Source organism: Aeromonas sp. FDAARGOS 1415 (genome assembly GCF_019048365.1).
GTDB lineage: Bacteria > Pseudomonadota > Gammaproteobacteria > Enterobacterales > Aeromonadaceae > Aeromonas > Aeromonas taiwanensis.
Window position 1 is genome coordinate 2,577,913 of record NZ_CP077363.1, and the last position, 18,747, is coordinate 2,596,659.

Consider the following 18,747-nt stretch of genomic DNA (forward strand, 5'->3'; position numbering starts at 1 on the left):
AGTAATATGTCTGGCCCTGTGGAATCGTGATTGGAGAGTCAAAAAATGTCCCAGCTCGAGGTGGCGCTAGCCGAGATCAAGCGCGGAGCGGAAGAAATTCTGGTAGAAGAAGAACTTGTCGCCAAGTTGAAGGAAGGGCGCCCGCTGCGCATCAAGCTGGGGATGGACCCGACCGCTCCCGACATCCACCTGGGTCATACCGTGATCCTGAACAAGCTGAAGACCTTCCAGGATCTGGGCCACGAGATCATCCTGCTGATCGGCGACTTCACCGCCATGGTGGGGGATCCCTCCGGCAAGAACGCCACCCGTCCGCCCCTGTCCGAAGAGGCCATCAAGCACAACGCCCTCACCTATGCGGAGCAGGCGTTCAAGATCCTCGACCCGGCCAAGACCCGCATCGAGTACAACTCCACCTGGCTGAGCGAGCTGGGCGCGACCGGCATGATCAAGCTGGCGGCCAAGCAGACCGTGGCCCGCATGATGGAGCGCGACGATTTCAAGAAGCGCTACAGCAACGGCCAGTCCATCGCCATTCACGAATTCCTCTATCCGCTGCTGCAAGGCTATGACTCGGTCGCGCTCAAGGCGGACGTCGAGCTCGGCGGCACCGACCAGAAGTTCAACCTGCTGATGGGCCGCGAGCTGCAAAAAGATGCCGGCATGGCGACCCAGTGTGTGCTGATGATGCCGCTGCTGGTGGGTCTGGACGGCGTCAAGAAGATGTCCAAGTCCGCTGCCAACTACATCGGCGTGCACGACGCCCCGGGGGAGATGTTCGGCAAGATCATGTCCATCACCGACGATCTGATGTGGAACTACTACGAGCTGCTCTCCTTCCGTCCGCTGGCTGAAATCGAAGAGTTCAAGGCCGGCATCGCCGCCGGTACCCTGAACCCCCGCGACGTGAAGATCTGGCTGGCCAAAGAGATCATCGCCCGCTACCACGACGAGGCGGCAGCCGAGGCGGCCCACGAAGACTTCACCCAGCGCTTCTCCAAGAACGCCATTCCGGACGAGATGCCGGAGGTCGAGCTGGCCCTGGAAGGGGAAGGGCTGGCCATCGCCAACCTGCTCAAAGACGCAGGTCTCGTGGACACCACCTCCGAAGCGCTGCGCATGATCAAGCAGGGCGCGGTGAAGGTTGATGGCGAGAAGCTGGACGATGGCAAGGCACTCATCGGTGCCGGTACCGCCGTCTACCAGGTCGGCAAGCGCAAGTTTGCCCGGGTGACCGTCAAGTAAGTCGCCACCTCTGGCGCCGCCATAAGAAAGGCCTCCCTTGCGGAGGCCTTTTTGTTGGCTCATTGCTGCTGATAGGGATCAGCCCTCTGTTTTCAGGAAGTTGCGATAGAGCATGTAGAGGTGGGCCGAGCTCCAGCTGAAGTTGCTGGCCCCCTGCATGGCGCCGGTCTCCGGGTTGTAGTTCTCGCGGATGGGGCCGCTGCCCGCCAGCCCCTCGGCGTTGGCAAACAGCTTGTTGACGAGCTGCTGGGCATCGCTGCGATAGCCGTAGTTCTCCAGCCCCTTCACCCCGAAGTAGAACTGATCCAGCCAGACCCGGCCGCGCCAGTAGATGTCGGGGTCGTAGGCCGGGTTGGTCAGCGCCGCCGTGCCGAGCGGCACCCTGGTGTTGAACTCCCGGGCATTGAGCATCACCTCGCGCACCCGCGCCGCCTTCTCCTTGTCCGCCACCTCGGCCCAGAGCGGGCTCCACCCTTCCGGGCCACGGCCGCGGGCGGTCAACAGCTTGCCGACGCAGCCGTTGGCGTCGGGCAGATCCCCCTGGGCTATCTGGCGGTCGTAATAGAAGCCGGAGGCCTCGTCGAACAGGCAGCTGTTGATATAGCCCGCCAGCTGGGTCGCTCCTTCGCGGTAGCGGCTCGCCTCGTCCGGCTTGCCGAGCAGCTCGGCCATGTCCGCCAGGATGCGCTTCTCTTTCGCAAGGAAGGCGTTGAGCTCCACCGACTCCTGATCGATGGAGAAGCCGATGAGTTCGCCGTCATCCTGGTGGTTTTCGAAGAAGAAGACGTTCCAGTCCTGACGCGCACGGGCCAGGTCGCCGCCATAGGTCTTGTCGGCGTAACGCTGCAACTGATCCTGCTCGATAAAGCCGAAGCGGGCGGCGTTGTCCATGCCTGACTCCCAGCCGGCGCCGTGCTGGGCACCGATATCCATGTCGGCGTAGCCACCGACACTCAGAACCTGCTGGTAGAGCGCCATGCCGGCGCAGCCATACCAGCCATCTCCTTCATTGGTACAGCTCGACAGATCCAGCCCGGCCGGCACCCCCGCCGGGTACTGCACCTTGAAGGTGATGTTGCCGAACTCGTCGTTGTGCTCGACGTGGCGGGTGGCGCCGTATTCGATGATGCCGTTGCGGTTGTTGTCCCGGGCCCGGTACCACCAGTCGTGATAGGCCCGGATCTTCGGATACATCTCGGCGATGAAGGCCTTGTCCTTGGTGGCGCTGTAGATCTCCCAGATGGCCCAGGCGGAGAGGGGCGGCTTGGTGTCCCGCTCGTTCCAGTTGCCGCCGTCACCACCCCGATCGGCGAGCTTGTTGTAGAAGACGGCGTCGATCACCATGCCGGCGTCCTGGGGGCGCACCGGGTCATCGGCCTGGATCTGGTAGTCATACATGGCGCGCACGTTGTTCTTGGCTACCTCGGGGTTGAAGTGGGCCATGGCGTAGGCGTGCTTCCAGCTGTCCCAGGCCCAGACCCCGTCGAACCAGCGGGCAGTGTTGGAGGGGGTCACCCCGTCGTGCAGGATGGCACCTGCCGGCGAGCGCCAGTTGCCGTTGAGGGTCTCCATCGCCTTGACCGCGATGCGACGTTCGGACTCCGGGATCCCCTGGTTGGAGAGGCCGCGCTCGAGGTAATCCTCCCAGCGGCGGATGGAGTCATCGAAATAGTCGGCTGGCCTGACCAGCAGTGCCTGGCGGCTCTGCTCGAAGCGGTCGGCCTCCTCGCTGCTGTGGACATAGCTCTGCAGGGTGTAGATGTCCTGCTGCCCCTTGGCGGCCAGGGTGAGGCTGGCCTCGCTCACGTAGCCGAGCCCCTTCTCGTCCAGGGTGGTGCGGCTCGGCAGGGTGCGATCGATGCGGTAGCTGGCGCTGCCGCCTTGCATGATGTTCCAGGTGCTGCGCAGCTCGCCAAACTGGAACGCCACACCGCGTTCGCTCTGGCTGATGGTGCGGGTCCAGTCGGGGTACTTGCTGGCGACCGTATTCTTGGCATCCCACTGGTTGAGCAGAGCCCCCTGCCAGTTGAGGGTCAGAGTGAGCGGCGCATCCTGGTGGTTGATGAGGCGGGTACGGATGATGGCGGTGCGGGCATCGCCGTAGCGCAGCTCCAGCTCCAGGGTGAAGGGCTCGAACTCGAAGCGTTGCACCAGGGCCCCCGGGATGGCATGGATGTCGTGGCTGCTGGCGCTGGTGAGCGGGAAGGCGCGGCCGCTCTCGTCGCTCAGGGTCAGCTTGTCCAGCTCGCTGGCGAAGAAGAGGCTGTACTCCTCCGAGATGACCATGGGGCCGGTGAAGCCGCCCCACTCGCTGTCGCTGGCGGGCAGCAGGAAGCCGTGCCAGGCACCGAGGTCCAGCAGCGGGTTGTATTTGAGGTTGGAGTAGCTGTCAAAGTCACGGAACTGGCGCGGGGTGCCGCTGCGGTCGATCACGTCCTTGTACTGGTTCGCCAGGGTGGCGCTGGGGGCGGCCGGGCTGCTGGAGTCATTGCCGTTGCAGGCGGTGAGGCCAAACAGGGCAACGCCCAGGGCGACCGAAAGTAAACTTTTACGAAACATTACTCGCTCCAATGATCGTTTGTAGGTTAAGGAAGGTGTTTTTTTAGTTCTGTTTTAGTGAAAACGATTTTCGTGAGCCATTTTAGGGCAATTTCACGGGGTGTTTGGGAGCTGCATCACGGTATTCAGAGCCGTGGTGTGAGCCGGATCACCCGGTTACACGGGGTTACATGGATTTTTATTTTAGTAACTATTTACTTTGGCAGTGAGCAGTGAGCAGTGAGCGGTGAGCGGTGAGCGGGGCAGGGGGGCCGGTGTGCCGGCATGGACAAGGGAGCTGGCCGCTCCTGGCTTGACGCGGATAGCTGTGCAGTGAAGGGCTTGGGAGGTCGTCACTGCGAGCGGGGGCCGGCGGCAAAAAGGCGGGCATAAAAAAACCGGCATCAGGGATGCCGGTCTTGGTGTAGCAGAGAGAGGATCGGGCGGCTTAGCGCAGGATCATCTCGTCACGGCCCGGGCCGACGGAGACCATGGGCACCGGCACGCCCAGCAGGGCTTCGATGCGCAGTACGTAGTCCTGGGCCGCCTTGGGCAGCTCGGCGAAGGTGCGGCAGCCGCTGATGTCTTCGCTCCAGCTCTCCATCTTCTCGTAGACGGGGGTGAGGGCGGCGGTCTGCGGCCAGATCGGGTTCTCGGTGTGAGCGCCTTGGTAGGCCACGCAGATCTTCAGATCCGGCAGACCGGTCAGGCAGTCCAGCTTGGTCAGGGCCACTTCGGTGGCGGCCTGCAGCTCGACGCCATTCTTGGTGGCGACGGCGTCGAAGTAGCCGACGTCACGGGGACGGCCGGTGGTGGCGCCGAACTCGTTGGTGATCTTGCGGAACTCGTCCTGGTTCTCCATGGCGGTCAGCAGGGTGCCGGTACCGACGGAGGAGCTGAATGCCTTGGCCACGGCGATGACGCGCTCCGGGCGCAGGCCCGGCAGACCGCCACCGATGCCGGCGTAGGCGCCAGACACGTGGGAGGAGGTGACCCAGGGGTATTCGCCGTAGATGAGGTCACGGCCGGCGCCCAGCTGGGCTTCGAACAGCAGGGTCTTGCCTTCGGCCTGCAGGGCCTTGAGGGGCATGCTGACGTTGCAGACGGCGTCCAGCCAGGGAGCGGACACTTCCAGCAGCCAGTCGGCCATCTCCTGGGCGGTCTGGGTGAATTCGAAGTCGGGATAGAGAGCCTTCATCTGCGGCAGTTTCCAGTCCAGCATGAACTGGATGCGCTCGACCAGCACGTCCGGCTGTTTGAGCCAGCCCACCAGGATCGCCTTTTTCATGACCCGATCACCGTAAGCCGGGGCAATGCCCTGACGGGTGGAGCCGTAGGCGCCGTCGCCCAGGCGTTGCTCTTCCAGGGTGTCTTCCAGTGCGTGCAGCGGCAGGCACAGGGTGGCGCGGTCAGAGATGGCGAGCTTGGGCGTGACGCCGGAGGCCTTGACCTCTTCCAGCTCGACGGTCAGCTTCTCGGGGCTGATCACCATGCCGGGGCCCAGCACGACCAGGCAGTCCGGGTTGAAGACGCCGCTCGGCACCTGGTGCAGCTTGAAGGTGCCCAGATCGTTGACCACGGTGTGGCCGGCGTTGTTGCCGCCCTGGAAACGAATGCTGGCGCCAGCCTGGCCTGCCAGATAATCGACGATGCGGCCCTTGCCTTCATCACCCCAGTTAGCACCTACGACTACGATAGACGACATGACTCTTTCTCCTAAGACGTTAGGCGTTCATCCTAGGAGCCCCGTGAGGATTAGAAAAATTAATTATCTTTATAATTCCGATAAGAGAGCCATATAATCATGGCGCATTTATCGACACCAGGCCCGCTTCGGGAGGCGTCCCTCCCCACAGGGCGGCGCTCCGGGAGCCGGGGTAGAAGAGGATCCCCATGCTGGACATTCACTGGCTGCACACCTTCGTCACCCTGGCCCGGTTGCAGCACTTCGGCCAGACCGCCACCGAGCTGCACATGACCCAGCCCAACGTCAGCCTGCACCTCAAGAACCTGGAGCAGGCGACCCGGGTCAAGCTGGTGGAACGCAGCCCGTTTCGTCTGACCCAGGCGGGGGAGCGGCTGCTGCAAAGCGCCGAGCGCGCCATCAACGAGTTGCAGCTCTGCCAGTCCGATCTCAATGCCCTGAGCCAGCTGAGCCAGGGGACGCTCGCCATCGCCGCCAGCGACATCATCTCGCGCCTGCTGCTCATCCAGCCGTTCCAGCGCTTCAAGCAGGCCTTTCCCGGCATCGACCTCACCCTGTTCAACACCACCTCGGATCAGGCGGCGGATCTGGTGCGGGCGGGCAAGGCGGATCTCGGTTTCGTGATGGCGCAAAAGCGCAGCGAACCGCTCTTCTACACCGAGCTGCAGCAGGTGACCTGGTGCGCCCTGGGCCACGGTCTCGGCCGCTGGCAGGCGCGGGCGAGCTCGGGGGAGAGCGATCCCCTGGACGAGCCGACCCTGATCCTGCTGGGGCACGACACCCGGACCCGGGCACTCATCGACCCTTCATTGCCCCTGCTCGGCTTGCCGAGCTGCCGCATCATGGAGGTGGGCAGCGTGGACGCCCAGCTCGACTGGGCGGAGGCGGGTTTCGGGGTGGCCATCGTGCCGGACTTCTCCCTCCACCCCAGGCTCAAGCTGACCGCCCCCGTGACTCGCCTCACCGACTTTCCCGGTACCAGCCTGGGGTATGTGGTGCGCCAGAACCAGGTGCTGTCGCGGGCCATCAAGCAGTTGCTGCACTGGGTGGAGGAGGAGATCCAGAGCCCGGCCCTGCTGCCAGCCGCCAATTGACGCTGCAGCCCGGCTCGTCGCCGAAAAGAGAAGAGGCCACCCAGGGGTGGCCTCTTCTCTTTTCGTTTCGGGTGTCCGTCACTGGGCGGGCGTTTCCTTCACCTCGACGGCGCCGCTGGGCGTGGAGGGAAGTGGCGCCGTCTGGCCGGCCGCGCCTGCCGCCGACGGGGTCTGGCCTTCGGCGGCGGGCAAGGCACCCGGCGTCAGCACGGCGCTGCCCCGGGCCGGGCTCCCGGTCAGGGCCGGTGCCGTCTCTGTGGCCACCGCGGCCGAGCTCGCCGGCAGGGTGGCGCCGGCGGGTTGCTCCGGCCGGGTCTCGGCCCCTTCCTGCGGGGTGGCCGCACTGGTGGGGGCCAGGGACTCGGTGGGCAGGGCTCCCGAGGTGGCCTGGGCTCCGGATGCCGTGAGAGCATCCGGCTGCAACATGGACGCCGGCGCGGCGTCCAGCATGCCCGGGTGGAGCGGGGCGAGTTTCCCGGCCTGCATTCCCTCCCAGGTGAGGGTCGTGAGGGCCGGGTGCAAACGGGTGAACTGCTTGAGGCGATCGTTCAGCACGTCGCGCAGGGTGCGCACCTCGGTCTCGGGCAGGCTGGCCAGCGCCACCAGCTCGGCGGTGACGGCGAAGGTGCTGACCGCGCTGGTCTGCCCCGGATAGAGGTTGGCGCCGATGCGGCTGCGCTCATAGTAGGGATACTGCTTGAGCAGCCTGTCTATCTGCTCCCCCTCGATGGGGATGAGGCGTGCCTTGCAGCGACCGGTCAGGTCGCCGATGGCCTGGTTGGGATGGCCGGCGACCACGAAGGCGGCGTCCAGGGTACCGTTGCAGAGCCCTTCTAGCCGGTTGCCGGGCGTGCTCGGGGGGGGCGGCATGAAGCTGGCCGGCTGCCAGCCCATGGCGTCCAGGAGTGCCAGGCTGGTGACCTTGTCCCCCGAGTTGGGGGCGCCGAGTTCGACCCGCTTGCCTTCGATGTCTGCCAGGGTGGTGATGTTGCTGGTGGCGCTGGCGAGCAGGGTCAGGGACTCCTGATGGAGTCGCAACAGGCTGCGCAGCCGATCGTCAGGAGCCTGACCCGTGAAGGGGCCGCTGCCCTGTACCGCGTGATGGAGCACATCCGACTGCACCAGGGCCATTTGAATATCCCCCTTGGTGAGTTCGGCCAGATTGGCGAGGGAGCCCGAGGTGCTCTGCACCGTGCAGTGCAGGCCGTGACGATCGCTCTCTTCGTTGAGCAGGCGGCAGATGGCGCCACCCGTGGGGTAGTAGACGCCATTGAGCGCCCCCGTGCCTATGGTGACATAGGCGGGGGCGGCCAGAAGGGGCTGGGCCAGCATGGCCGCCAGCCAGGGGAGGGCGATGCGTGACAGGCGCAGCAGGGGAAAGAGGGCGAATGGGCGCATAGTGAACCAAAACCGTGGCTGAAAAAAAGGATGAGCCAGGCTCATCCCGTCATAGGTCTCATCTTATCTGCATCGGATGGGAACCTGAATGATTTTTGCCATCTGGCCGCGGCTGACCGGCAGCCGCGGCGCTCCCTGTCAGCGCTGGAGGATGGCCTTCTCCATGCGGGCCAGCGCCTTGGCGAGCCGCGCCCGGGGGCAACCGAAGTTGAGCCGCACGAACTGGCCGTCGCCAAACTGGGCGCCGGGGGAGAGGCCGACCCCGGCCTGCTCGAAGAAGGCGATGGGATCGTCCAGCCCCAGGGCGCTCACGTCGATCCAGGCGAGGTAGGTAGCCTGGTGCCTGGCCAGTTTGATGCCGGGCCAGCGGGCAACGGCCTGCTCGATCAGGGCCAGGTTGCCCGCCAGGTAGTCGAGCTGCTCGGTCAGCCAGGGATCGCCCCCTTCGTAGGCCGCCTCGGCCGCCACATAGCCCAGCAGGTTGACGTCGGCACTGATGCCGCGCATCGCCTGCTGCAATTTCAGGCGCAGCCTGGCGTTGGGGATCACGGCGAAGGAGCAGCACAGGCCCGCGATGTTGAAGGTCTTGCTCGGCGCCATCATGACGGCAGAACGCTCGGCCGCCGCCGGGCTCAGGGCACCGTAGGGGATGTGGCGGGCATCCTTGTCCAGCAGCAGATCGCAGTGGATTTCATCGGAGCAGATCACCAGGTTGTGGCGTTCGGCGATGGCGTCGATGGCCAGGAGCTCCTCGCGGGTGAAGACGGTGCCGCCCGGGTTGTGAGGGTTGCACAGCAGCAGCAGATCCGCCGACGGCGCTTGGCGCTCCAGCTCCTCGAGATCCAGCACCCAGCGGCCGGCCTCCTCCACCATGGGGACGGTGAGCAGGGGGCGGTCGTTGAAGCCCGGCGCCTGCAGGAAGGGGTAGTAGACGGGCTTGGGGGTGATGATGCCGCGCCCGTGCTGGCTCCAGGCCTTGCAGGCGAGGTTGAGGCCGGGCACCACGCCGGGCAGGAAGACCAGCCACTCGGACTGGATCTCCCAGCCATAGCGCGCCTGCATGCGGGTCTTGATGAGTTCGATCAGCCGGGGGGAGGGGCGGGAATAGCCGAAGACGCCGTGGGCGACCCGCTGGGTGAGCGCCTCCAGGATGGCGGGGGGGGAGACGAAGTCGGTGTCTGCCACCCACATGGGCAGCACATCCTGGCCCTTGTACTTGTCCCATTTCAGGCTCATGGTGCCGCTGCGGTCAATTTCCCGGTCAAAATCAAACATGTTAAATCCTTGTACTGGCCAGAGATGGGCTACCAATGTACGGACTTGGCCGCGCCCCCGCAAGCCTTGAGGTCGCTGTTGACAATGGCATAAGATAATCGCCGTCAAATCGTACGCCTGCCCGTTCCTGGCTCCCTTTTCTCTTCCATATCAATGGTATCTCTATGAGTTTGCTGAGTGCAGCCCGCAAGAGGCCGGATCCCGTCTCTCTCTCCTTTCTTGCCGTGACCTTCATGACCGGGGTGGCGGTGGCGCTCCAGGTGCCGACCCTGAGCCTGTTCCTGGCAGAGGAGGTGCAGGTCCGTCCCTTCCTGGTGGGGCTCTTCTATACGGTCAACGCGGTGATCGGCATCCTCATCAGCCAGTGGCTCGGCCATCGCTCCGACAACAAGGGGGATCGCAAACAACTGATCCTGCGCTGCTGTTTTGCCGGCATCGTGCTCTCCCTGCTGTTCGCCTGGAACCGCCAATACTGGTTGCTGGTGAGCCTGGGGGTGCTGCTGGCGAGCCTGACCGCCACCGCCAGCCCCCAGCTGTTCGCCCTGGCGCGGGAATACGCCGACAGCCGCAACAAGCAGGCCGACATGTTCAGCTCCGTGTTGCGGGCCCAGTTCTCCCTGGCCTGGGTGATAGGGCCGCCGGCTGCCTTCGCACTGGCCATCGGCTACGGCTTCGAGGTGATGTACCTCGCCTCGGCCCTGGCCTATCTTGTCTGCGCCTTCGTGGTGTGGCGCTGGCTCCCCTCCCTGCCGCTGGCCAGGCCTGCCGAGGGAGAGGTGCGGGTGAGCAGCTGGCGCACCCCTTCGGTGCGGGCGCTCTTCATCGCCTCCACCCTGATGTGGACCTGCAACAGCATGTACCTCATCAACATGCCGCTCTACATCACCCGCGAGCTGGGGCTGGACGAGAAGCTGGCCGGGGTGCTGATGGGAACGGCGGCGGCGCTGGAGATCCCCTTCATGCTGCTGGCGGGCTACTACACCCGGCGCTTTGGCAAGCGGCCCATGATGCTGCTGGCGGTGCTGGCCGGCGTCGGCTTCTACGTCGGCCTGGCCACCCTCTCCAGCCAGACGGCGCTGATCGCGCTGCAACTGCTGAACGCCATCTTCATCGGCATCGTCGCCGGCATCGGCATGTCCTACTTCCAGGATCTGATGCCGGGCCGCGCCGGGGTGGCGACCACCCTGTTTTCCAACAGCATCCGCACCGGCTCCATCATGGCGGGAGCCATCGCCGGCACCGTGGCCGAGATCTGGAGTTTTCACGGGGTCTTCATGGTGGCCATGGCGCTGGCCTTGATGGCGCTGGCCGCCTGCTGGCGGGTGCCTAACGTCTAGTGGAGGGGGGCTCAGGCACCCGCTCCCGGGGGAGGGCGCTGGGGGTTATTTGTCGTCGTCGCTCTGGTATTCGTTGCGCAGGCAGCGCAGCAGCAGCTCGGCTGCCGGACCCAGGGCGTCGACCGCCGGGGTGAGCAGGTAGGTGTAGAGGTAGCGTTCGTTGCCGCCGGCCAGTTCGAGCTGCACCAGGGCGCCACTGGCGAGCTCCTCCTGCACCAGGTGACGGGGCACCCAGGCGTAACCGAGGCCAAGGCGTACCATGCTGAGCACCTCGTGATAGTGGGTCGCCTTCCAGCCGGTGTCGTCCGCATCGTTCCAGTCCACCGAGCGGTGGATGGGGGGATGCAGGCTGATCTGGTTGTAGGTGGCGAGCTGCTCGGTGGTGACGGGCTCCTCCTGTTCTGCGAGGGGATGGCCCGACGCGCACAGGGGCAGCAGGCACACCTCGTCCAGGGGCAGGCCGGTGCGATCCTGGGGCAGGTGCTCGGAGAGCATCAGATCCCCCGGTTGCAGCGCATTGAAATGGCAGTGGATCCGCTCGTGCAGGTTGATGCGGCAACCCCGGCTGCGGGGATAGAAGTGGGCCAGCGCCCGGTAAAGCCGCTCACGCGGCTGCAGCACGGAGACATAGAGGTTGATCTGCGGCTCCCACTGGCGTTCCAGGTTGTTGGCCAGGTTCTCCAGCTCTTCCACCTGCTGACTGAGCTGGCGGGCCCGCTTGAGAAAGATCTCCCCCGCCGGCGTCAGCACCGCCTTGCGTCCCCGCACCTCCAGCAGGGCTACACCCAGACTCTGCTGCAGCTTGGCGACCGCATGATTGAGGGAGGATTGGCTCTTGTTCAGCGCCTCGGCGGCCTGGGCGTAGCCGCCACAGTCCACCACGGCCTGAAAGATCCGCCATTGCTCAAACGTGCTCTTGGGACGAAACATAGTGCAACCTGTCAGGGCAAATGAGATTCAAAGGGGCGCGCCTGGGCGCCCCTCTTCACTGTAACCCCATCCGCTGGGATCGTTGATTTATTTGGGCTGGGCCACAAAGGTCCGACCGGTCTGGCCCTGGCTGTCCCGCCCCATCAGATAGAGATAGAGCGGCATCAGGTCGGCCGGGGTCTTCAGGGTCTGGGGATCCTCCGCCGGGAAGGCGCTGGCCCGCATCCTGGTACGGGTGCCGCCCGGGTTGAGGGTGTTGACCCGCACCCTGGTGTTCTCCAGCTCGTCAGCCAGCACTTCCATCATCCCCTCGACGGCAAACTTGGAGATGGCATAGGTGCCCCAGTAGGCGCGCCCCTTGCGACCCACGCTGGAAGAGGTGTAGACGATGGAGGCCTCGCCGTGCTCTTTCGCGGTCTGGCGAACGAGGGGCAGCAGCGCCTGGGTCAGCAGGAATTCGGACTTGACGTTGACCTGCATCACTTCGTCCCACTCCTGCTCCTGGATGTGCTCGAACGGCGACAGGGTGCCGAGCAGCCCGGCGTTGAAGAGCACGCCGTCGAGGCGCCCGAACTGCTGGGCGAAGGTCTCGGCCATGCCGCGGTAGTGGGCGGCGGTCGCCCCCTTGAGATCCACCGGCACGATGGCGGGCAGGGGATGGCCGGCCGCTTCAATCTGGTCATACACGGCCTCGAGCTTGGCACTGGTGCGCCCGAGCAGGATCACGGTGGCGCCGTGGGCCGCGTAAGTGAGTGCCGCCTCGCGGCCGATGCCGTCACCGGCGCCCGTCACCAGAATGACCTTGTCCTTGAGCAGGTCCTGGGGGGCCTGATAATCGAGCATGTGAACTCCTGTTAACAATCCTTGGCCTGGCGGATGGACACGCCAGCAAATAGAGGAGGCAAGTGTACTGACCGGGCCCGGCAGTTGACCAGTATGAGATGGCAAAAATGTGAATAAAACAGGGAGCTAGCGCGGATCGGTGCAGGATGGAACCGGGTCGCGGCAGAGTTTTTGCCTGATGCCGGCAAACTCCTTACTATGTAACAAAATCGACCCCCACCCGACCCATCGGGGGGACACCAGTGGAGCATCAAGTGGCATTTCTGACCGAGTACGGCCTGTTTCTGGCCAAGACCCTCACCTTCCTGCTGGCCATCGGCGCCGTCATCCTGATGATCGCGAGCAGCCGCCAGCCGAAGGCGCGCAAGGGGGAGCTGGTGGTGACCGATCTCTCCAGCGAGCTGGAGCAGGGGCGTCATCAGTTGCAGGCGGCGCTGGCCGGCAAGGCCGAGCGCAAGCAGATGGAGAAGGCGCGCAAGGCCGACCACAAGGCCCGCGCCAAGGGCGAGGATGAGCGCAGCCGGCTCTTCGTGCTCGATTTTCACGGCAGCATGGATGCCAGGGAGGTAGCCTCCCTGCGTGAAGAGGTGAGCGCGGTGATCGGCGTTGCCCGGCCGGGGGACGAGGTGCTGCTGCGCCTCGAGTCCGGCGGCGGCGTGGTGCATGGCTATGGCCTGGCCGCCTCCCAGCTGCAGCGCCTGCGGGACAAGGACATCACCCTCACCGTGGCCATCGACAAGGTGGCGGCGAGCGGCGGCTACATGATGGCCTGCGTGGCGGACAAGATCCTGGCGGCCCCCTTTGCCATTGTCGGCTCCATCGGCGTGATCGCCCAGATGCCGAACTTCAACAAGCTGCTGAAAAAGCACGACATCGAGTTCGAGATGCACACCGCAGGCCAGTACAAGCGCACCATCACCATGTTCGGCGAGAACGACGATCTGGGGCGGGAGAAGTTTCGCGAGGAGCTGGGGGCCATCCACGAGCGCTTCAAGGCGTTTGTGGCCGAACACAGGCCGGCGCTCGACATCGACAAGGTCACCACGGGGGAGCACTGGCTGGCGAGCGAGGCCAAGCAGCTTGGCCTGGTGGACGCGCTCTGCACCAGCGATGACTACCTGCTGGCCCAGGCCAGCCACCACAAGGTGGTCGGCATTCGCTTCAGCAAGCCCAAGAGCCTGACCCAGAAGCTGGGGAAACAGGCGGCGCTGGGGCTGGAGTCCGGCCTTGGTCGGCTGTGGCAGCAGAGCCCCTGGCGCTGAGGCGCTGTTCAGGGGTGGAATAAAGAGAGCCGGGCACTTGCCCGGCTCTTTTTTTGTAGCGTCGGAGCGCCTTAGCGCTGGAAGGGGTAGACGGAGCCGAGTTTCAGGATCTGGGTCAGCTCGTCCAGGGCGGTGCGGGTCTCCAGCACCAGGGAGGGGTCGCGCAGATCGTCCAGGGTCAGGCTGTCACGGTAGTGGCGATCCACCCAGTTGTCCAGGCGGGTGAACTGGGCATCGTTGATCAGGCAGGCCGGGTTGACCGCGGCGAGTTCGGTGTCGTTCATGGCCACCCGCAGGCGCAGGCAGGCGGGGCCGCCGCCGTTCTTCATGCTCTGCTTCACATCCATGTAGTGCACTCCCTTGATCGGGGTGCCCTGGGTCACCAGCTTGGCCAGGTAGGCGGCCACCGCCGGGTTGTCGCGGCACTCGGTGGGGGCGATGATGGCCATCTCGCCGGACGGCAGGGTCAGGATCTGGGTGTTGAACAGATAGGACTTCACCGCATCCACCACGGAGACTTCCGCCGTCGGCACCTCGATGAAGTGCAGCTCACCCTCGCCAAACTTGGTACGCACCTCGGCCAGGGCCGACGCGGTGTTGAGGAAGGCCTGCTGGTGGAAGAAGAGCACGTTCTGGTTGCCCACCGCGATCACGTCGTTGTGGAATACCCCCTGATCGATCACGTCCGGGTTCTGCTGGATAAAGACGGCGCTCTCGTCCCCCAGGCCGTGCAGACGGGCGATGGCCTGGCTGGCTTCCAGGGTCTGGCGGGCCGGGTAGCGCTTGGGCGCAGGGCGGGAGACGTCGAAGGCGCTGCGGCCATAGACGAACAGCTCGACCCCGGCCTCGCCATAGGCGCGGCACAGACGGGTGTGGTTGGCGGCGCCCTCGTCACCGAAGTGGTCGTTCTCCGGCAGGTGCTGATGGTGGCTGAAGTGACGATCGTTGTTGAACACGGCGCGCAGGATGCGACCGGTCACCTCGGGCTCGAGGGAGCGGTGGAACTTGTTGGTCAGGTTGGCGGGGGTGAAGTGGATGCGGCCATCCTGGGTATCGGCACTGGGGGAGACGGTGGCGGCGTTGGCGGTCCACATGCTGGAGGCGGAGTAGCAGGCGGCCAGCACGGCGGGGGCCTGTTTCGCGGCCTGGGCCAGCACGCTTGCATCGTTGCCGGTGAAGCCGAGGCGACGCAGGGTCGCGAGATCCGGTCGCTCCTGGGGTGCCAGCACCCCTTGCACCATGCCGAGCTCGGTCAGCGCCTTCATCTTGCGCAGCCCCTGCTTGGCGGCCTCCTTCGGATTTGACGCCTCCTTGGCATTGTTCTGGGAGGCGACGTTGCCATAGGAGAGGCCGGCGTAGTTGTGGGTGGGGCCGACCAGGCCGTCGAAGTTCACCTCGAAGTGCTTCATGATCACATCCTTTCGATTTTTATATGGGGAGCGGTTCCTTCCGCGCACAAAGCTGCGGCGTGCGGCCATTATAAAGAGATTTCATCCTTTGTAACAAGCTGATAACCAGAATGGGTTTTTATGTCACAAGGGTGGCTGGATATGTCATTTCCAATCTAAAAAAGGGGGGGATATAGCATAAAAACAAAAAAGCGGTTGCGTCCGGCACGCTGGCTTCGCATTAATAAATAAAGAATCAGAGCGGTTCGGGCTGTCTGGCAAATTTGTTCACAAGATTGCTTTTTCCCGTCAAATCTCTTATACAGCCCCACAAAACCGCACGCCAACCCCGTCGGGTGCAACGAGGATAATAGTTACAGCATGGGCAAATCACTGGTCATAGTGGAGTCTCCGGCCAAGGCCAAGACCATCAACAAATATTTGGGCAAGGACTACGTGGTGAAATCCAGCGTCGGTCACGTGCGCGACCTGCCGACCAGCGGCAGTGCCAGCACCGAGCCCAAAAAACCTGTCATTCGCGGCGTCAAGCTCAGCGAATCCGAGAAGGCGGCCAAGGATCGCAACGCCCTGTTCTCACGGATGGGGATCAACCCGACCGCAGGCTGGCAGGCCAACTACCAGGTTTTGCCCGGCAAGGAAAAAGTGGTCAGCGAGTTGCAGAGTCTGGCCGCCAAGGCCGACACCATCTATCTCGCAACCGACTTGGATAGAGAGGGGGAAGCGATCGCCTGGCACCTGCGCGAGATCATCGGCGGCGACGACAGCCGCTACAAGCGCGTGGTGTTCAACGAGATCACCAAGACCGCCATCCAGGAGGCGTTTGCCCAGCCGTCCGAGCTGAACATCCATCGTGTCAACGCCCAGCAGGCCCGTCGCTTCCTCGACCGGGTGGTGGGTTACATGGTCTCCCCGCTGCTCTGGAAGAAGCTGGCCCGCGGCCTCTCCGCCGGTCGGGTGCAATCCGTCGCGGTGCGCCTCATCGTCGACAAGGAGCGCGAGATCAAGGCGTTCGTGCCGGTGGAGTTCTGGGATCTGAACGCCGATCTGCTGACCGCCGAGAAGAGCGAGCTGCGCATGGAGGTGGTCAGCCGCAACGGGGCGGACTTCAAGCCGGTGACCCAGGCCGAGACCTTCGCCGCCGTGGCGGCTCTGGAAGGGGTCGACTACAAGGTGGTGAACCGGGAAGACAAGCCGACCGGCTCCAAGCCGTCCGCTCCCTTCATCACCTCCACCCTGCAGCAGGCGGCCTCCACCCGCCTGAGCTTCGGGGTCAAGAAGACCATGATGATGGCCCAGCGTCTCTACGAGGCGGGTTACATCACCTATATGCGTACCGACTCCACCAACCTCAGCAAAGAGGCGGTCGAGGCGGTGCGCGAATACATCGGCGAGCAGTATGGCGCTGCCTACCTGCCGGCCGAGCCGAACTTGTACGGTGCCAAGGCCAACGCCCAGGAGGCCCACGAGGCGATCCGCCCCTCCAGCGTGCAGGTCACTGCCGAGATGCTGGAAGGGATGGAGCCCGATGCCATGCGGCTCTATGACCTCATCTGGCGCCAGTTCGTCGCCTGCCAGATGACGCCGGCCCAGTACGACTCCTCCACCCTGACCGTCAAGGCAGGGGAGTTCGAGCTCAAGGCCCGTGGCCGCACCCTGCGCTTCGCCGGTTGGACCAAGGCGCTGCCGCCCATGGGTCGCAAGGGCGACGACAGCCAGCTGCCGGCGGTGACCGTGGGCGAGGTGCTCAAACTGGTCAAGCTGGATCCGCGCCAGCATTTCACCAAGCCGCCCGCCCGCTTCACCGAAGCGGCCCTGGTGCGCGAGCTGGAGAAGCGCGGCATCGGCCGTCCCTCCACCTATGCCTCCATCATCTCCACCATCGTCGATCGCGGTTATGTGCGGGTCGAGAGCCGCCGTTTCTTCGCCGAGAAGATGGGGGAGATCGTCACCGACCGCCTGGTAGAGAACTTCGTCGAGCTGATGAACTACGAGTTCACCGCCAAGATGGAGGACAAGCTCGATGGCATCGCCGAGGGGAGCCTGGAGTGGAAGAAGGTGCTGGACGCCTTCTACGCCGAGTTTACCCAGGAGCTGGAGCAGGCCGACAAGCCCCATGAAGAGGGGGGCATGCGCGCCAACCAGATGGTGCTGACCGACATCGACTGCCCCGACTGCGGCCGCAAGATGGGCATTCGCACCGCCACCACCGGTGTCTTCCTCGGCTGCTCCGGCTACGCCCTGCCACCCAAAGAGCGCTGCAAGAAGACCATCAACCTGGTCAGCGCCGACGAGTTCGTCTCCGCCACCGACGGTGACGAGGCGGAAACCGAGGCCCTGCGCGCCAAGCACCGCTGTGGCGTGTGCGGCACCGCCATGGATGCCTACATCATCGACGACAGCCGCAAGTTGCACGTCTGCGGCCGCAACCCCGATTGCGACGGCTACGAGATCGAGCAGGGCCAGTTCAAGCTCAAGGGCTACGAAGGGCCGAGCATCGAGTGCGATCGCTGCGGATCCGAGATGCAACTCAAGAACGGCCGCTTCGGCAAGTACATGGGTTGCACCAACGACACTTGCAAGAATACTCGCAAGATCCTGAAAAACGGTGACATCGCACCGCCGAAGGAAGATCCGGTACCCCTGCCCGAGCTGAAGTGCACCCAGTCCGACGCCCACTTCGTGCTGCGGGACGGTGCCGCCGGCCTGTTCCTGGCCGCCAGCAACTTCCCGAAGTCCCGTGAGACTCGTGCGCCTCTGGTTGAGGAGCTCAAACGCTTCCGTGACCGGCTGTCGCCCAAGCACCAGTACCTGGCCGACGCCCCGGCGTCAGATCCTGACGGAAACGCCTCCGTGGTGCGCTTCAGCCGCAAGAGCAAGGAGCAGTACGTGATGACCGAGGTCAACGGCAAGGCAACCGGCTGGACGGCCCACTACGACAACGGCAAGTGGCAGGAGAGCCTGCCCAAGGCGAAGAAAGCCTGACGGCGATGTCGCTCACAGCATGATGAAAGAGGCCCCTTGCGAGGGGCCTTTTTGTTGGCGATGGCGGTATACTGGAAGGGCTGCATGGATGGCAGCGAAAGACAGGGAGTGGTCATGGAGATACATGAAATTCGGCCAGGCATGACCTGCCTGACGCGGGAAGGCACCGCCTATGTGCTGGAGGTGGACAGGCAGAGCCTGCTGGTGTTGCTGCAACGGGAGGATGAAACCATCCCGGTGCAGGTACGCAGCGACGACATCCTGGGGCCTCTGGCCAACGACTAGCCCCTCGGGGGATCCCTGGCTGGGAGCCCCCTAGAAGGGGAGCAGAAAGAGCAGCTCGGCAAGGTCGGGCTGCCACTGCCACTCCCGCATCCTGACCCGCCCGTTGATGACGGGCACCCCCTCTTCCTGCAACAATCCCGTCTGCCGGTCGAACCCCGACGATCCCCTGGGCAACGAGATGGTGCCCGCCGCGCCCAGCACCCGGTGCCAGGGCAGCATCTTGCTCGTTTCCCGCAGCACCTTGCCCACCAGGCGAGCTCGTCCGGGCAGGCCCGCCAGATCCGCCACCTGGCCATAGCTCACCACACGGCCTGGGGGGATCAGGGCTAGGATCGCCTCGATGCGGGCCACCTTGTCCAGCGGGGTCGATTCCGTTCTCATGAAGTTGACTCGTCAGAAACAACAGAAGCGCCATTGTGGCGCTTCTGTCACCTGGCTGGCAAT

The 18,747-nt window shown here is 64.5% G+C and carries 14 protein-coding genes; 6 read left to right on the plus strand and 8 right to left on the minus strand.

The features are described 5' to 3' along the window. Nucleotides 1-45: 45 nt before the first annotated feature. The gene (gene tyrS / locus I6L45_RS12310; RefSeq protein ID WP_216982213.1) at nt 46-1,245 is read left to right on the plus strand and encodes a tyrosine--tRNA ligase; all 1,200 of its coding nucleotides are present in this window, start codon (nt 46-48) and stop codon (nt 1,243-1,245) included. Nucleotides 1,246-1,323: 78 nt separating this feature from the next. Here tyrS and ygjK read toward each other — a convergent pair whose 3' ends face one another. Together ygjK and I6L45_RS12320 are read right to left on the minus strand one after the other, a co-directional pair. Beyond that, the gene (ygjK, locus tag I6L45_RS12315; RefSeq protein WP_216982214.1) at nt 1,324-3,804 is read right to left on the minus strand and encodes an alpha-glucosidase; all 2,481 of its coding nucleotides are present in this window, start codon (nt 3,802-3,804) and stop codon (nt 1,324-1,326) included. A 427-nt stretch (nt 3,805-4,231) separates the two neighbouring features. Next, nucleotides 4,232-5,488, minus strand: a complete 1,257-nt coding sequence (locus tag I6L45_RS12320; protein WP_134696961.1) for an adenylosuccinate synthetase — start codon at nt 5,486-5,488, stop codon at nt 4,232-4,234. 188 nt (nt 5,489-5,676) lie between these two features. On the opposite strand from I6L45_RS12320, the gene I6L45_RS12325 reads away from it, so the two are divergent. Next, a complete protein-coding gene (locus tag I6L45_RS12325) occupies nt 5,677-6,582 on the plus strand; it encodes a LysR family transcriptional regulator (RefSeq protein WP_216982215.1) in 906 nt (301 codons plus the stop codon). A 78-nt stretch (nt 6,583-6,660) separates the two neighbouring features. Here the strand turns inward: I6L45_RS12325 and I6L45_RS12330 are convergent, their stop codons facing one another. Continuing rightward, nucleotides 6,661-7,980 (minus strand): TAXI family TRAP transporter solute-binding subunit, encoded by a 1,320-nt coding sequence (locus I6L45_RS12330; RefSeq protein WP_216982216.1) that lies wholly within the window; start codon nt 7,978-7,980, stop codon nt 6,661-6,663. Nucleotides 7,981-8,118: 138 nt separating this feature from the next. Beyond that, the gene (locus I6L45_RS12335; protein ID WP_216982217.1) at nt 8,119-9,255 is read right to left on the minus strand and encodes a MalY/PatB family protein; all 1,137 of its coding nucleotides are present in this window, start codon (nt 9,253-9,255) and stop codon (nt 8,119-8,121) included. Nucleotides 9,256-9,419: 164 nt separating this feature from the next. Between I6L45_RS12335 and I6L45_RS12340 the strand changes: the two genes are divergently transcribed. Beyond that, nucleotides 9,420-10,592, plus strand: a complete 1,173-nt coding sequence (locus tag I6L45_RS12340; protein WP_043762024.1) for an MFS transporter — start codon at nt 9,420-9,422, stop codon at nt 10,590-10,592. 45 nt (nt 10,593-10,637) lie between these two features. Here the strand turns inward: I6L45_RS12340 and I6L45_RS12345 are convergent, their stop codons facing one another. Together I6L45_RS12345 and I6L45_RS12350 are read right to left on the minus strand one after the other, a co-directional pair. Continuing rightward, the gene (locus I6L45_RS12345; RefSeq protein WP_043762023.1) at nt 10,638-11,522 is read right to left on the minus strand and encodes a LysR family transcriptional regulator; all 885 of its coding nucleotides are present in this window, start codon (nt 11,520-11,522) and stop codon (nt 10,638-10,640) included. An 87-nt stretch (nt 11,523-11,609) separates the two neighbouring features. Beyond that, nucleotides 11,610-12,365 (minus strand): YciK family oxidoreductase, encoded by a 756-nt coding sequence (locus I6L45_RS12350; protein WP_043762022.1) that lies wholly within the window; start codon nt 12,363-12,365, stop codon nt 11,610-11,612. A 254-nt stretch (nt 12,366-12,619) separates the two neighbouring features. On the opposite strand from I6L45_RS12350, the gene sohB reads away from it, so the two are divergent. Beyond that, nucleotides 12,620-13,627, plus strand: coding sequence for a protease SohB (gene sohB / locus I6L45_RS12355; protein WP_216982218.1), 1,008 nt, complete (start codon nt 12,620-12,622; stop codon nt 13,625-13,627). Between the two features lie 71 nt (nt 13,628-13,698). Here the strand turns inward: sohB and astB are convergent, their stop codons facing one another. Beyond that, a complete protein-coding gene (gene astB, locus I6L45_RS12360; protein ID WP_216982219.1) occupies nt 13,699-15,036 on the minus strand; it encodes an N-succinylarginine dihydrolase in 1,338 nt (445 codons plus the stop codon). A 360-nt stretch (nt 15,037-15,396) separates the two neighbouring features. On the opposite strand from astB, the gene topA reads away from it, so the two are divergent. Together topA and I6L45_RS12370 are read left to right on the plus strand one after the other, a co-directional pair. Then, nucleotides 15,397-18,018: a type I DNA topoisomerase gene (gene topA / locus I6L45_RS12365; protein ID WP_216982220.1), complete on the plus strand. Its 2,622-nt coding sequence runs from the start codon at nt 15,397-15,399 to the stop codon at nt 18,016-18,018. Nucleotides 18,019-18,132: 114 nt separating this feature from the next. Continuing rightward, complete coding sequence (locus tag I6L45_RS12370; RefSeq protein WP_167332234.1) at nt 18,133-18,303, plus strand: hypothetical protein; 171 nt, start codon at nt 18,133-18,135, stop codon at nt 18,301-18,303. Between the two features lie 30 nt (nt 18,304-18,333). Here I6L45_RS12370 and I6L45_RS12375 read toward each other — a convergent pair whose 3' ends face one another. Next, entirely contained in the window at nt 18,334-18,684 is a 351-nt protein-coding gene (locus I6L45_RS12375; RefSeq protein WP_216982221.1) for an MGMT family protein, read from the minus strand. Nucleotides 18,685-18,747 lie beyond the last annotated feature (63 nt).